12 protein-coding genes and 1 pseudogene are annotated in these 14,061 nt (G+C 44.3%); 8 read left to right on the top strand and 5 right to left on the bottom strand.

Translation table 11 applies throughout. The annotated features are described in order from the left end of the window. The first annotated feature begins 379 nt into the window (after window positions 1–379). The 3 genes from ribA to QL919_RS04290 all read left to right on the top strand — a co-directional run bounded on the left by ribA (window position 380) and on the right by QL919_RS04290 (window position 3,124). Window positions 380–1,072 carry a GTP cyclohydrolase II gene (ribA, locus tag QL919_RS04300; RefSeq protein WP_290188346.1) on the top strand — a complete coding sequence of 231 codons (693 nt, stop codon included), beginning with the start codon at window positions 380–382 and terminating at the stop codon, window positions 1,070–1,072. Window positions 1,073–1,079: 7 nt separating this feature from the next. Beyond that, window positions 1,080–2,087 carry an oxygen-dependent coproporphyrinogen oxidase gene (gene hemF / locus QL919_RS04295; protein WP_290188345.1) on the top strand — a complete coding sequence of 336 codons (1,008 nt, stop codon included), beginning with the start codon at window positions 1,080–1,082 and terminating at the stop codon, window positions 2,085–2,087. A gap of 566 nt (window positions 2,088–2,653) precedes the next feature. Next, window positions 2,654–3,124 (top strand): cytochrome c, encoded by a 471-nt coding sequence (locus QL919_RS04290; RefSeq protein WP_290188344.1) that lies wholly within the window; start codon window positions 2,654–2,656, stop codon window positions 3,122–3,124. Window positions 3,125–3,259: 135 nt separating this feature from the next. Here QL919_RS04290 and QL919_RS04285 read toward each other — a convergent pair whose 3' ends face one another. The 3 genes from QL919_RS04285 to QL919_RS04275 form a co-directional block, all read right to left on the bottom strand. Beyond that, the gene (locus tag QL919_RS04285) at window positions 3,260–4,234 is read right to left on the bottom strand and encodes a mechanosensitive ion channel domain-containing protein (RefSeq protein WP_290188343.1); all 975 of its coding nucleotides are present in this window, start codon (window positions 4,232–4,234) and stop codon (window positions 3,260–3,262) included. Between the two features lie 77 nt (window positions 4,235–4,311). Beyond that, the gene (gene gloA, locus QL919_RS04280) at window positions 4,312–4,878 is read right to left on the bottom strand and encodes a lactoylglutathione lyase (protein WP_290188342.1); all 567 of its coding nucleotides are present in this window, start codon (window positions 4,876–4,878) and stop codon (window positions 4,312–4,314) included. A 184-nt stretch (window positions 4,879–5,062) separates the two neighbouring features. Continuing rightward, window positions 5,063–5,701, bottom strand: coding sequence for a carbonic anhydrase (locus QL919_RS04275; RefSeq protein ID WP_201575908.1), 639 nt, complete (start codon window positions 5,699–5,701; stop codon window positions 5,063–5,065). A gap of 513 nt (window positions 5,702–6,214) precedes the next feature. On the opposite strand from QL919_RS04275, the gene potA reads away from it, so the two are divergent. From potA to QL919_RS04250, 5 genes and pseudogenes are all read left to right on the top strand, one after another. Further along, entirely contained in the window at window positions 6,215–7,471 is a 1,257-nt protein-coding gene (gene potA, locus QL919_RS04270) for a spermidine/putrescine ABC transporter ATP-binding protein PotA (RefSeq protein ID WP_290188341.1), read from the top strand. After that, window positions 7,471–8,358, top strand: a complete 888-nt coding sequence (gene potB / locus QL919_RS04265) for a spermidine/putrescine ABC transporter permease PotB (RefSeq protein WP_290188340.1) — start codon at window positions 7,471–7,473, stop codon at window positions 8,356–8,358. Before potA ends, potB begins: the two co-directional genes overlap by 1 nt. Next, window positions 8,358–9,185, top strand: coding sequence for a spermidine/putrescine ABC transporter permease PotC (potC, locus tag QL919_RS04260; protein ID WP_290188339.1), 828 nt, complete (start codon window positions 8,358–8,360; stop codon window positions 9,183–9,185). The genes potB and potC overlap by 1 nt, the downstream gene beginning before the upstream one ends. A 107-nt stretch (window positions 9,186–9,292) precedes the next feature. Further along, complete coding sequence (locus QL919_RS04255) at window positions 9,293–10,183, top strand: LysR family transcriptional regulator (protein ID WP_290188338.1); 891 nt, start codon at window positions 9,293–9,295, stop codon at window positions 10,181–10,183. Window positions 10,184–10,588: 405 nt separating this feature from the next. Then, window positions 10,589–11,860: pseudogene (locus QL919_RS04250) on the top strand (IS256 family transposase). 589 nt (window positions 11,861–12,449) lie between these two features. On the opposite strand, the gene QL919_RS04245 reads toward QL919_RS04250, so the two are convergent. Together QL919_RS04245 and tsaD are read right to left on the bottom strand one after the other, a co-directional pair. Further along, window positions 12,450–12,821, bottom strand: a complete 372-nt coding sequence (locus QL919_RS04245) for a CrcB family protein (RefSeq protein ID WP_290188337.1) — start codon at window positions 12,819–12,821, stop codon at window positions 12,450–12,452. A 32-nt stretch (window positions 12,822–12,853) separates the two neighbouring features. Continuing rightward, window positions 12,854–13,903 carry a tRNA (adenosine(37)-N6)-threonylcarbamoyltransferase complex transferase subunit TsaD gene (gene tsaD / locus QL919_RS04240; RefSeq protein ID WP_290188336.1) on the bottom strand — a complete coding sequence of 350 codons (1,050 nt, stop codon included), beginning with the start codon at window positions 13,901–13,903 and terminating at the stop codon, window positions 12,854–12,856. Window positions 13,904–14,061 lie beyond the last annotated feature (158 nt).

Raw genomic sequence — 14,061 nt, 5'->3', positions numbered from 1 at the left:
CCGTCATAATAGACAGCGCTTTGATACTAGCAATAGATATTATGCCCTATTATCATGCATCAATATCGAATGTTCGTGACGACATAGTAATGTAAGGGTAAAGACTTGTCACTGTATCCGTTAAAATAGTATGGCATAATAGCATTTTTTTTTAATTGTCGCTTTAATCATCGTGCGACGTTTGTGAACTTTGTGTGTTTTTATCATTTCGTACTTTTGATAGTAACGACAGAATAACGACAATAGGCACGCTTTCTTCATGAACAGGTTATACTAGTATCACCCTAACTATAATAATATGGCTAGGATGATATAGCTACTTTATTACAGCTATCACAGACCCTCTACTGCCACGATTACCGGCTTATGCAGGACATTAATGTCATACCAATTTATTACTAGCGCCAAACTACCGACTCGTCATGGCGAGTTTGATATTCATATCTTTGAAAACGATGACGGTCAAGAGCATGTGATGTTGACTGTTGGTCTGCCTGTGGTTGATCAAAAAACAGCTGACGGTTTATCAAACGACTCTGACGGCCAGTCAAACCAAAATTCAGCGGCATCAGCAGAGCGACCGACGCCATTGGTGCGTATTCATTCCGAATGCCTCACTGGCGATGCCTTTAGCTCATTGAAATGTGACTGTGGCCCGCAGCTTAATACAGCGATGCAAGCCATACAAGAGACTGGCTGCGGGGCTATCTTATATCTGCGCCAAGAAGGTCGCGGTATTGGTTTGACCAACAAGATTCGCGCTTACGCCCTCCAAGATCAAGGCCATGATACCTTAGACGCCAATCTCATGTTGGGCTTGCCAGCGGATGCCCGTATTTATGATATGTGCGGACCGATGCTCGCCCATATCGGCGTCGATGCTGTAAAACTTATTACCAATAATCCAGACAAAGTCGCTTATTTAACTGAGCATGGTATTGATGTCGTGGAGCGCGTGCCTTTACTGGTTGGGGTTAACGATATGAATGCTGAATATCTGGCCACCAAGCGCGACCGTATGGGACATTTACTGGACAAAGACCTCAATACCGCAATACACCTTAATAAATAGATATTTTATGAGTATTCCAAATATAGACAATCACACCACTCTGTCAGCGACAGACTCAGCGTCAAACTCGACGACGCCTTCTACTAACGATATCACGCGCGTGCGTGAGTTTTTGGTCGATTTGCAGGCGCGTATCTGCCAAGCATTAGAAACACAAGAGCGTGATGGCGGCGGTGATGCGACCTTTGTCCCTGATGATTGGGAGCGCCCTGAAGGCGGCGGCGGGCGCTCGTGCGTCCTAGCAGATGGCAAAGTGATTGAAAAGGCTGGCGTGATGTTTAGCCATATTCATGTCCACAACCTGCCAGCTTCAGCGACTGCCCGTCATCCTAATATTGCTGGTCGTAAGGCCCAAGCAATGGGCGTGTCACTGGTCGTCCATCCCAAAAACCCCAACGTCCCTACTAGCCACGCTAACGTGCGTTTGTTTGTCGCCGAAGCCGAGGGCGAAGACCCTATTTGGTGGTTTGGTGGCGGTTTTGATTTGACGCCGTTTTATCCTGTCCTTGCTGACTGCGTACACTGGCATCAAGTCTGTCATGATTTATGCGCGCCTTTTGGCGAGAGCGTCTATCCTGACTTTAAGCAGTGGTGCGATGAGTACTTCCATCTGCGTCACCGTGATGAACAACGCGGCATCGGTGGCTTATTCTATGATGATGTCAATACAGAGAGTCGCGGCTGGGACTTTGACACCTGCTTTGACTTTATGAAAGCGGTAGGCAATGGTTATCTTGACGGTATTATGCCTATTTTTGAGCAGCGTAAAGGAACACCTTACACCGATGAGCAACGCCAGTTCCAGCTGTATCGCCGTGGACGCTATGTCGAGTATAATCTGGTCTACGATCGCGGTACGCTGTTCGGTCTACAAAGTAACGGACGCATTGAGTCTATCTTAGTAAGTATGCCACCGCTTGTCAGCTGGCATTATCGCTTTGAGCCGGAGCCAGGTTCAGCTGAGTTTGAATTGACAGATTTTTATCTCAAGCCACGTGATTGGCTGTCGCTATAACTATATAGTCAAGGAATTTTAAAATCGCTACAAGGCGACCGACCGCAGATAGTACACTAAGTACATCTAGGGCGGGTAACACCGTAGCGGTTTAAAAGTGCTCCGACTATAGTTGTGCTACGAGCGTCGTTTGCACTGAAGCTCAATGATAATAAATCTTAGTCATAATAAACCTCAGTTATAAAACCACTGTGGTAGCTAGTTGTACAATATATAGTCAAAATATCCTGAAAACGCTACGGTATTGCTGATATCAATTTTTTGTAGCCTCTGTCTGCGCAGGCACAGCAAGCAAGAAAAATTGATATCAGCAGCACGTGATGTATCGATATTACTTTTCGCTGACTATACAATCTATGTTGTGTAGTCAAATTTTACGATGTGATAACAACTATTGTAACGGTCATTACTTAGATAACCGTTACAATAGAATGTATTTTTCGCAAAAAACCTTTAGAAGCGACTGCGTTTCTAAATGGCGAGAGTCAGTTTTATAATAATATTTTTATTTAGGGCTAGCATTTGCAATCGCGCCTACTATTAGCCAGATTAAAGGAGTAACTTTCATGGCACAGGTTCATAATAACAAATCATTAAAATCAATTTTTGGCATCACATTAATGGCAGCAGCTTTAGGTATAACCGCTTGTAGCACGCCAGCTGACCCCGATGTTAAAGCGCGCCAAGACAGCATGAAAAGTTGGGGTGATGCGATGGGTGTCATGGGTGATATGGCTGAAGCACCTGATACATTCGATGCAGAAGTATTTAAAGAACAGGCGGCGTTTTTGGCAGAAGATGCTGCCACGCCTTGGAGTCATTTTGAAAACCAAGAAGCGGCTGGCAATGCCACCGAAGCAGTATGGTCTAATGTCGACGGCTTCAAAGCTGAAGCAGATAGCTTTCAACAAGCGACGGCTGAGCTAAACGCGGCAGCACAAAATGCTACCAGTATGGATGACGTTATGCCTGCCTTTGGCCAAGTCGGTCAAAGCTGTAAATCATGTCACACAGATTTTAAAGTTAAAGCTGACTAGAAATTAAGCTTTCCAAGCTTACGTTTGAATGCATAAAAAAACCGCCGTATCAAAAGATACGGCGGTTTTTTTGCAGTCTAAAAATATGACCTATTCAAACAGTTGCATGACACATTTATCAGTGTATCAACCCAACTACTCTGTGGCAGCTTTATTCACATCTAGCGCTTGCTGCTCGTTCATTTTATTAACAATAGAGGTGACAGAAGGGTCGCTCAAATCTATGGTACGTATTGGGAAAGGTATGTTCACCCCTGCCGCATCAAGAGCTAACTTAATCTCTACGATAACTTGATGGATTGAGGCAACTTTATTAGCTTGGGTACCATCTTCGATGAACCAACGCACCATTAAATCGATTGAGGAGCCACCAAAACCTGTCGCAATCACGCTTGGATTGGCTTTAGTAGAGACGCTATCCACTTTATCCAGCGCCCGTAAAATCTCAGCCTTTGCTGCTTCGATATCATCTTCGTAACCGATACCAACAGCGACTTGTAGACGGCGCTGCTTATAGGCGGTATTAACAGTCAATGCTGAAGTATACAAATCCGAGTTTGGAATGACCACTTGTCGACCATCATAGGTCTTGATGGTCGTCGCACGGATTTTGATATCTTCAACCGTCCCTTCATACTCCCCTGAGACAATCTGATCGCCAATACGAAATGGCTCTGAGATAAGGAGCAAAATACCTGACAATAAGTTTTGAAAAATATCCTTAAAAGCAAAACCAATGGCGACCGAACCAATACCGAGCGCACCAATAAGCTTGGCAGGTGTAAATCCTGGAACAGCAATGACCATGGCAATCATAAAACCAATAAAGATAATCAGTGCACCGCCTACCCGCTGAAACACTTTCACCAAATTCTGATGGCGACTGCGGCTACCCAATAGTTTATGTACGATTTTTTTGAAGACAATCGATAAAAACCAAAAAATCAGGATAACGATGAGCGAAGCCACAAAATGCGGTATACGCTCAACAAAGCCAATCAGTATTCCATTCGCCGAATCGATGATGCTTTGATACGTCAACGCATCTGTCGTTGTCGATCCAGCAACTGTCTCACTACTTACTGCGGTTTCTGCCTCAGAAGTAGGCATTCAGGGGTCACTCCTTTGATATGTGAACTTTTCAAGTCAATGATACGCCATCGTTGTTGTTTGTCAGGTTCTAAAAACTAGCCCATCAAATCGGCTTGTACGATCTCAATCCAATAGCCGTCAACGTCTTTGATAAAGGCGATGTTTTTCATACTGCCATCTTCGGGACGTTTTTTGAATTCGACATTATTTTTATCAAACCAAGCCACCGCTTCATCAAGATTCGGCACACTAAAGCAGATATGTCCAAAACCTTGTGGCTCACTATTACCATCGTGATAGCTAAAATCAGATTTAGTCTCGGTACCATAATTATGGGTCAACTCTAAAATACCGCGCTGACGGAAGGCAAAGATTTCTAAATCCTCACCAGCGGGTAAATTCTCACGCTCGCTATCGGTCAGTTTGGCTAAGAAATATAAATCAAATTCCATATCAGGGAACTTTTTTACCGCCAGCAAAGTCATGCCAAGCACGCCAGTATAAAACTCCAATGATTTAACAGGGTCTTTTACCCGTAGCATAGTGTGGTTAAAGGTAAAGCCTGAAGTCTGTGCAGAGATGGGCTGAATGCCAGCGGTATTTACACTGCTAGCTGGTTGAACGATGGTTGATGCATTATTATCAGTTGCTGAAGTAGACATAGTTATAATTATCCTAATACATAAAAAGTAAACTTAGAAATTAGCCAATCGCCTTTATAGAGACTGTAGCGATTCGCTTGAGCCTCTCATGATACTAAATAATACTGAGGTGCGTGATAGGGTTTTGTAATAACCTGACTTAACTCATCAGTATATTCAGCCTATCACCACTCTATAACAGCAACTAGCTTTCTAAGAACAGCACTTTACCTGTTTCTAAGTCATACTCTGCACCCACAACGAGCAGCTGACCACTGTTAGTTAAGTCCTCTAACGCCCGTGAACCATGCTTAAGTTGACTGACTGACATGCGCACATTGGCGCTAATAGAACGATCAAGCAGCTCATCTGCATCGACATCTTGACCGTTGGCAGTTGCAAGTTCATGCAAGTTATAAACGCTTGGACGAATACGGTCGACGATGGACTGCAAGTTTGGAGAATAATTCTGCTCAGGATTGATAAGCGCTTCTACGCAGGCTGTAACCGCGCCGCAATGCGAATGCCCGAGTACCACAACCAACTTGGTTCCGAACTTTTCGGCGGCGAATTCGACTGAGCCAATCTGTGAAGGCGCAACCACGTTACCCGCCACCCGAATGACAAACAAATCACCCAAGCCTTGATCAAATACGATCTCAACCGGTACACGGGCATCCGAGCAGCCCAAGATAATAGCCAAAGGATCTTGGTTACTAATCAGCTCTGGACGTCTTTGCATACAGGGATCGGGGTTGGTTAGGCTATCGACGTAGCGGGCATTACCTTCTTTTAAAAGTTCGAGCGCTTCTTGACCTGTTTGTGGACGTGTATCAGTAGGCATGGGAGATCCTTGATTAACAAAGTATTTGGGTGATGTATGATTCTAAATGTTTTATTGAATATGTATTGGCTGACTGCTGGTCAATCACGATTGAGTAATTAGACCTAATATATTGGTCAGCCATGCAATGATTGTATAGGAATAAAACGAAAAAAATGATAAAAAATTTTGTTTTAATGTCGTTAAACCAGATTGGTTTTTAATAGTACAGTCGTATTTACAACAATGAAACCAGTATAAATTCAATCATGTGTCTATTTAAAATCCTGAGGATATTAGAATGTAGGCGCTTCAGAAAAGCCCTAGAGAAATGCTAATGCTATGTTTAGAGTCATACTGATGGCTATGGCGGTATGACTCGCGTAACTGATTACGAACTTGCACTTATTTATGTGAACGGTTTGTTATAATACGCAGCAACCAGACCACGCTTACGCTCAGGCCAATTACCTACATTGCAGCGATTTTATGTAGTTGCTGTACCAGTCTATTGAGCGCTTAGGAAACAATATTATGAATGACTCACCTACGAACACGCATAGAACCTCTGCGACGACTAGCACTGATAAGGTACTGCTGCAACTGACTGGTCTAAAGAAAGTCTATGATCAAACGGAAGTATTAAAAGACATCAACCTTGATATCAAGCATGGTGAGTTTTTGACCTTGCTTGGCCCATCGGGCTGCGGCAAGACGACTCTACTGCGCTTAATTGCTGGGTTTGAGCAGCCCAATGCTGGGGCGATATATTTGGATGGCGTACAGATGGCAGGCTTGCCAGCCGATAAGCGTCCGGTCAATACCGTGTTTCAGCAGTATGCATTATTTCCACATATGACCGTCGCACAAAATGTCGCTTATGGGCTTAAGCTTAAAAAAGTCCCAAAAGATGAGATTCAAACACGTGTGCGTGAGATGCTGGCCATGGTACAGCTCGAGCATTTGGCCAACCGTAAACCGCAAGATTTATCCGGTGGTCAGCAGCAGCGCGTTGCTATTGCACGCGCGGTGATTAACCGTCCTAAACTACTATTACTTGATGAACCGCTATCCGCGCTCGACCATAAGCTGCGCTTGCAGATGCAATCTGAGCTTAAGCGTCTGCAACGAGAGCTTGGTATTACCTTTGTGTTTGTCACTCATGACCAAGAAGAAGCGTTATCAATGTCAGACCGTATTGCGGTGATGAAAGACGGTACATTCCAGCAAATTGGCACGCCGATTGAGATTTATGAAACCCCTGCCAATTTATTTACCGCCAAATTTATCGGTGAAACTAATTTATTTAAAGCAGAGGTAAAGGGCGTCTATCCGGACCAACCAGATCGTGATGGTCGTGTAACCAATGGACGTATCGAAGTTGAGGTCTGTGAGGCGCAAGCACAAGATGGGCCAACAACATTACGTAATTTGCGCCGTCCTGATTTTGCTAATGACGTGCAAGTGGGTGATATCGTTAATTTGCTACTGCGCCCTGAGGATTTACGGATTTATGATCCCAATGATAAAGAACATGGCGGCTTACTCGGCCGCGTCATTGAAAGTAACTACAAAGGTAGCACCTTAGACTCAATTATTGAGTTAGCAAACGGTCATATTATTAAAGCCTCTGAATTCTTTGATGAAGATGACCCCAGCTTTGATTATAAATTGAATGAAGCGGTCAAAGTCTCATGGGTGGATGGTTGGGAATGGGTATTACCCGAAGAGCATCTAGCAGAACAAAATGAAGCTGAGCAAAACGTATTTGCACAAAAGGATGGCAGCTGATGGCAGGTAATAGCCGTTTCAATTTGGGCAGCAAAACCCCTTTCCGCACCGCAACGCTATGGCTAATTTGGGGTTGGCTACTGATATTTGCGTTACTGCCAAATATATTGGTCATCGCTGTCAGTTTTTTGACCCGCGATAGCAGCGCTTTTATTAGATTGCCTGTCAGTATCGACAGCTATGTACGCATGATTGACCCGTTGTATTTTGAGGTCTTCGTCCATTCGTTATGGATGGCAGGCATTACAACGGTCATCTGCTTATTGCTTGGTTACCCTTTTGCATGGCTGATATCCAAAGCGAAAGTACGCTGGCAGCCGCTGCTCATGATGTTATTGATACTGCCGTTTTGGACCAACTCTTTAGTACGGACTTATGCGCTCAAATTGCTATTTGCAAATAACGGTTTGATTAATAAAACCCTACTAGCGATAGGCGCTATCGATGCCCCTATTGATATTTTATACACTCAAGGCGCGGTGATAGCCGGTCTGACTTATTTGTTATTCCCGTTTATGGTATTGCCGTTATATGCGGTATTTACTGATTTACGCAATGACATGCTACTCGCTTCGCAGGATTTGGGCGCTTCCAAGACACAGACCTTTTGGCACGTGGTGCTACCATTGACCACGCCTGGGATTATCTCAGGGGTGCTGTTAGTGTTATTGCCAGCGATGGGTATGTTCTATGTGGCAGATATTTTGGGTGGATCGCGCAATTTATTGGTTGGTAATATTATTAAAAACCAATTTTTGGATGCGCGTGATTGGCCATTTGGCGCAGCAGCCAGCGTATTATTGACCCTTGCGATGGCCGTACTATTACTCGCCTATCGTGCCAGTAGCCGCCGCATTGGCAAGACCGACTTTAATGAGGTGGCTTAATGTCTGATCGCTCATTAAACAACTCACCCGTTAAGAACAAACGTCACATCAAGCAACCTAGCATCGGCAGCATAGCGGCTAAGGGCTATCTTGGCCTGATTTATACCCTACTGTATTTGCCCATCATCGTCTTGGTGGTGATGTCATTTAATAAGTCCAAGATTGGCTATAACTGGGGTGGATTTAGCTTAAAGTGGTATGAGTCGCTATTCAATAACCAAGCCATGCTCGATGCTTTTTGGCATTCTATCGTTTTAGGTTTGGTCGCTGCGACCGTCTCAACGTTGATAGGCACTTTGACTGCGCTTGCCCTACACCGCTATAACTTTCGCGGCAAAGGCTTACTAAATGGGCTGTTGTTTGTACTGATGATGTCGCCTGAGATTGTATTGGCTATCTCATTACTCGCATTATTTCTATTAATTGGTCTGCAATTAGGCTTTGTGTCATTACTCTTGGCGCACATTACTTTCTGTTTGCCCTTCGTGGTCATCACTGTGTTTGCACGCTTAAGCAGCTTGGATGAGCGCCTAATGGAAGCCGCGCGCGACTTGGGTGCTAACGAATCAACGATGGTACGTACGGTACTGATTCCCGTGATTCTGCCCGCAGTAATGGCAGGTTGGTTGCTCGCCTTTACTTTATCATTAGACGATGTGGTGGTTTCTACCTTTGTCACCGGTCCTAGCTATGAGATTTTACCGCTACGAATTTATTCGATGGTGCGCGTAGGACTTAAACCGGAAGTCAACGCCATTGGTACATTGCTATTGACTGCCTCGCTTATCTTAGTCATTATCTCGCAGCTGCTGTTACGTCGGCGCTAGTTATCAACTATCCCTGGGTAAGAAAAATTTAATAATAGTATTTGAGTGGAATTCACTGCTACATTAGTTATAATGAATTTTTCTCACCTCAGCGATCAGGTTGCCTTATGTTAGAACTCCGCCATCTCAATACTTTAACGGCACTGCGTGCGCATGGCTCATTGGCTGCGGCTGCCGATGAGCTGCACGTCACCGCCTCTGCGGTTTCGCATCAGCTAAAAGAGCTAGAGAATTACTACGATGTCAGTTTGGTCAATCGTCGCACTCGCCCGCTCACCTTTACCCCTGCGGGCAAAGCAGTACTGGCATTGGCAGACAGCATCATGCCGCAGGTCACCCGCACTAAATCCAATCTTAAACGCTTAGCACATGGCCAAGCTGGTAGATTACGCCTAGCCTCTGAGTGTCATAGTTGCTTTGATTGGCTGATGCCGATACTCAATCATTACCGCCGTGAATGGTCGGATGTGGAGCTAGATTTTGCGACTGGCTTTGAGCCTGAACCGCATCATTTACTAATGGAAGGTGATATTGATCTGCTCATTACCACCAGTGATTTACCGATAGAAGGTATCAGCTATCAGCCCCTATTCGAGTATGAGAGTCGCTTGGTACTTTCACCAACGCATGATTTGGCCGCGCAAGAGTTTATTGAACCCAGTGATTTGACTGACGAGACTTTGATTGCTTACCCCGTGGAAGCCAAGCGTCTCGACATTATTGCCAACTTTATGACGCCTGCAGAGGTGAGCTTTGCGAGCATTCGTACCACAGAGCTGACGGCAATGCTGATTCAATTGGTCGCCAGTGAGCGCGGAGTAGCTGCTCTGCCTGATTGGGTGGTCGCTGAATATGAGAAAAAGGGCTGGGTGGTCTCGCGTCCGTTAGGCAGTGGCGTACATTGTCAGTTGTATGCAGCGACGCGTACCTCAAGTCAAGATACCGCGTATATGCAAGGGTTTGCGAGTTTGTTGGAAGGGATAGTAAAACCGTTGTAAGTTTTATTTACCATAATCACCGTTATGGGAATAAGCATGGCCTCCTAGTGAGGACTTGAATATTAGGCTATAGGCTATTGATATCAAGTTTTTAATACACTGTAATAGTCGCAGTGTACTTCATGGCGTACCTACCATACGTATTCTATTCGTGATCCATGGGCTATACAGGCATCGAACGTATTTCAATAACAGATATTATAGTGAAAGATTATTCAAGTAGATCAGTATGAAAAAATGGTCAACTTATAATCTTACGTTAGGTCATAAAGGTTAATAAATATAATGAGAGACAACCTAGAAAATAGTGAGTCAACACAGGAAAATTCAATTTATAACAAAATTGGTTGGGAGTTTCCCAAACTTTGTGTAACTGCTTATAATCTATTAACCGGAGAATAAGCAATGACTACTCAATCTGACATTAAAAAACTGGCCGAGCAAATGGCTGGTAGCATGAAAAGCTTTGATGACATCAAAGACTTTCAGAAGCAGCTCATGCAATCGTTTATCGACACTGCCTTAGAGGCTGAGATGGAAGAGCATCTCGGCTACCCCAAGCATGAGAAATCAGACAAGCCAAACAAACGCAACGGGCACACTAAAAAAGACCGTCCGCAGTGACACAGGCGATCTTGAGATATCCACCCCAAGAGACCGTGATGGTGACTTTGAACCTGAGCGAGGAAATAGCGAAGCACTGCTTCGCCCGAGCGCAAGACAAGAGCTGTGCTCGCGTGGGTGCGCAAGCATCAAACCCGTATCTCAGGGCTTGATGATAAAATCATATTTCTTTACGCCAAGGGCCAAACCACCACCGAGATTGTAGAGAGCATTAAAGAGCTCTACGATGTCGATATCTCAAGTAGCTTGGTTTCAAGAGTCACTGACAACATCTTAGAGGACATCACTGCATGGCAGAACCGGCCGCTGAGCAGTGTTTATCCTATCGTCTATTTAGACTGCATTGTCGTTAAAGTACGTCAAGACAAGCAGATCATCAACAAGGCTATATATCTGGCGCTAGGCGTTAACCTTAACGGTAAAAAAGAGCTGCTTGGTATGTGGCTCTCAGAGAATGAAGGCGCTAAGTTCTGGCTAGGTGTTCTTACCGAGCTTCAAAACCGTGGCGTACAAGACATCTTAATCGCTTGTGTTGACGGTCTAAAGGGCTTCCCTGATGCCATTAACACCGTCTATCCAAAGGCACAGGTTCAGCTGTGTATCGTACACATGGTGCGCTATTCAATGAAGTTTGTACCCTGGACAGACAAAAAGGCCGTAGCGGCTGATTTAAAGGCCATCTACGGCGCTGATACCCTTGAGATAGCAGAGGCCAATCTTGAACACTTTGATGAGGTGTGGGGTGATAAATACCCGCACGTGGTCAAGTCTTGGCGTAATAACTGGGAGGGCTTAACGGTGTTCTTTAATTACCCTAAAGACATCAGAAAAGCCATCTATACCACCAATGCTATTGAGTCATTGAACAGCGTGATTCGGACAGCAGTGAATAAGCGTAAGGTGTTCCCCTCTGATCAGGCAGCATTTAAGGTGGTGTACTTAGCCACCCAGCAGGCATCCAAAAAGTGGTCGATGCCAATCCGTAACTGGACGTCTGCTCTGAATCGTTTTATGATTATGTTTGATGACCGTATCAGTAAGCATTTAATCTAAATGGCAGTTACACAGAATCTGGGATGGGCTCAATTGGTTTAGGCATTTATATTATATTTGCTTTGATTTATTATTTTTTTATGAAAGATATGTTTCTTGATGGAACTTTTTTCCTTGTAGTAGGTATAACGCTTCTTCTAATTATTATGTTCAATTTCTTTAAAAAACATAAATATAATTTAGGGGTTATAGCGTTTTGTATATATGTTCTTATATTCGGTTCAGTTGACTTTTTCCAGTTGAACCAATCAATTTCAGCTGTGGCTGCCATTGTACTATTGATAATTACGATATTTTTACACTACAAGTCAGTTAAAAAGGTTTAGGACTTGTTACTGCAAGGCTAATTAAGCTTGGAATTTATTTTATTCTGGAACGATAGCAAGTTAACCTTTACTATCAGATCCGTAGATACCAACTTGAGTGATTGTCATTTTAAAAATTCTGACTTAGTGTTCATTTTCACTGGGGTATACCCCACCGGAGCCACCCAAACAGACTTCTTAAACTATTAATAGACCACTTAAAATAGACTGCAACCAAGGAACTACTTATATCAGGCCATTAAACGAGTAATATCTAGCAAAAGTCACAAAACTAACTTAAAAAAGTAAAATCCCAGCGCGGTTGCCAATAAAGTCAGTCCGACGTGCAACCCTATCAGTGCCAAACCTGCCAGCAGCCGCCCATCATGAATAAAGCTAAACACCTCAGCGCTAAAAGTGCTAAAGGTCGTCAGCCCGCCCAAAAATCCAGTCATGACAAACACGCGGACATTATCTGACAGTCCGCTACCCATCCGCTCAAACCATACCAATGCCAGACCAATCAACAATCCACCCAACACATTTGCGCCCAATGTACCCAAAGGTATCCAGCTATGTAGCAGATTAAAACGTGTTAACCACGCCCGCAAGCAAGCTCCAAATGCTGCTCCTAAACCAATGGCGAGCCACTGCATAGATTATCCTTAATTTATATGGATTTGAAACTTCATACCGCAGGCAGCTCGGTCATCGGCCAACGTGGCACACAACTGACAGCTAAATCATCAGCCTGCCCAGCTTGCAAACGCTCGTAACCCGCATAAGCAATCATCGCTCCATTATCCGTACATAAAGCAGGCGGCGCATAATGGACGGTCGCATTTATTTTAGCCAACTCAGCTTCTAAGGTTTCACGCAGATGAGTGTTGGCGCTGACACCGCCCGCGATTACTAAGCGACTCATGCCTGCTTGCTTGAGTGCTTTAACGCATTTCTTCACCAGCGTATCAACCATGGCATGTTGGAAGCTTGCGGCAATATCAGCGCGAACTTGTGGATCACCGTCAGGGCCACTTTCCGAATAAGGGGTGTCTTTAATAAGGTTATGCACCGCTGTTTTCATACCGCTAAAAGAAAAATCTAAACCACGATGTAACATTGGACGAGGAAGGTCATAGGCGTTTTGATCGCCTGTTTCCGCCAATTTGGCAATATTTGGACCACCAGGATAAGGCAAGCCTAGCATTTTGGCGGCTTTATCAAAGCACTCACCCGCTGCATCATCTATCGACTCACCCAATATCTCATACTGCCCAATACCATGTGCGGCAATCAATAAAGTATGACCACCGGATACCAGTAGCGAGACAAAAGGAAACGCGGGCGGATTCGCACCCATCAGCGGGGCTAATAAATGCCCTTCCATATGATGAATACCAATCGCTGGAATATCTAGGCCGTACGCCAAACTGCGCCCAAATAATGCACCGGTCATCAAAGCACCAATCAGTCCTGGACCTTTGGTATAGGCAATAGCATCAATCTCGCTTTTCTTAACATCGCACTGCTCTAAAAGCTCATTAAGCAGAGGTACCAGCTTGCGAATATGATCGCGACTGGCAAGCTCTGGCACCACGCCACCATAGAGTGCATGCAATTCTATCTGTGAATACAGCACTTGTCCGACCAGACCTTGATTGTCACTATCCATCTGCTCACTATCAAAAATCGCCAGACCCGTCTCATCACAAGAGGTCTCTAAACCCAATACTTTCATATGTTTGCCTTTATCATACTTTGATCTGCGAGTTATCTCTTGCAACGTTTATATATTTTAATCTCTAACATAAACATGCATAAAAAAACCGCCATTGTCAGTCACAATGACGGTCAGTTTAGCAAATTTCAATAGCGAATATATTCTAATAGCCAATA

This window comes from Psychrobacter sp. APC 3426, assembly GCF_030408035.1.
In the GTDB taxonomy this organism is placed as follows: domain Bacteria; phylum Pseudomonadota; class Gammaproteobacteria; order Pseudomonadales; family Moraxellaceae; genus Psychrobacter.
This window is presented reverse-complemented; position numbering and strand designations above follow the sequence as displayed.

Bases quoted from the DNA above. Each gene is read 5' to 3' on its own strand.
- QL919_RS04285 (WP_290188343.1), bottom strand. From the start codon at position 4,234: ATGCCTACTTCTGAGGCAGAAACCGCAGTAAGTAGTGAGACAGTTGCT.
- QL919_RS04255 (WP_290188338.1), top strand. From the start codon at position 9,293: ATGTTAGAACTCCGCCATCTCAATACTTTAACGGCACTGCGTGCGCAT.
- QL919_RS04290 (WP_290188344.1), top strand. From the start codon at position 2,654: ATGGCACAGGTTCATAATAACAAATCATTAAAATCAATTTTTGGCATC.
- potB (WP_290188340.1), top strand. From the start codon at position 7,471: ATGGCAGGTAATAGCCGTTTCAATTTGGGCAGCAAAACCCCTTTCCGC.
- QL919_RS04275 (WP_201575908.1), bottom strand. From the start codon at position 5,701: ATGCCTACTGATACACGTCCACAAACAGGTCAAGAAGCGCTCGAACTT.
- ribA (WP_290188346.1), top strand. From the start codon at position 380: ATGTCATACCAATTTATTACTAGCGCCAAACTACCGACTCGTCATGGC.
- potA (WP_290188341.1), top strand. From the start codon at position 6,215: ATGAATGACTCACCTACGAACACGCATAGAACCTCTGCGACGACTAGC.
- gloA (WP_290188342.1), bottom strand. From the start codon at position 4,878: ATGTCTACTTCAGCAACTGATAATAATGCATCAACCATCGTTCAACCA.
- QL919_RS04245 (WP_290188337.1), bottom strand. From the start codon at position 12,821: ATGCAGTGGCTCGCCATTGGTTTAGGAGCAGCATTTGGAGCTTGCTTG.
- hemF (WP_290188345.1), top strand. From the start codon at position 1,080: ATGAGTATTCCAAATATAGACAATCACACCACTCTGTCAGCGACAGAC.
- potC (WP_290188339.1), top strand. From the start codon at position 8,358: ATGTCTGATCGCTCATTAAACAACTCACCCGTTAAGAACAAACGTCAC.
- tsaD (WP_290188336.1), bottom strand. From the start codon at position 13,903: ATGAAAGTATTGGGTTTAGAGACCTCTTGTGATGAGACGGGTCTGGCG.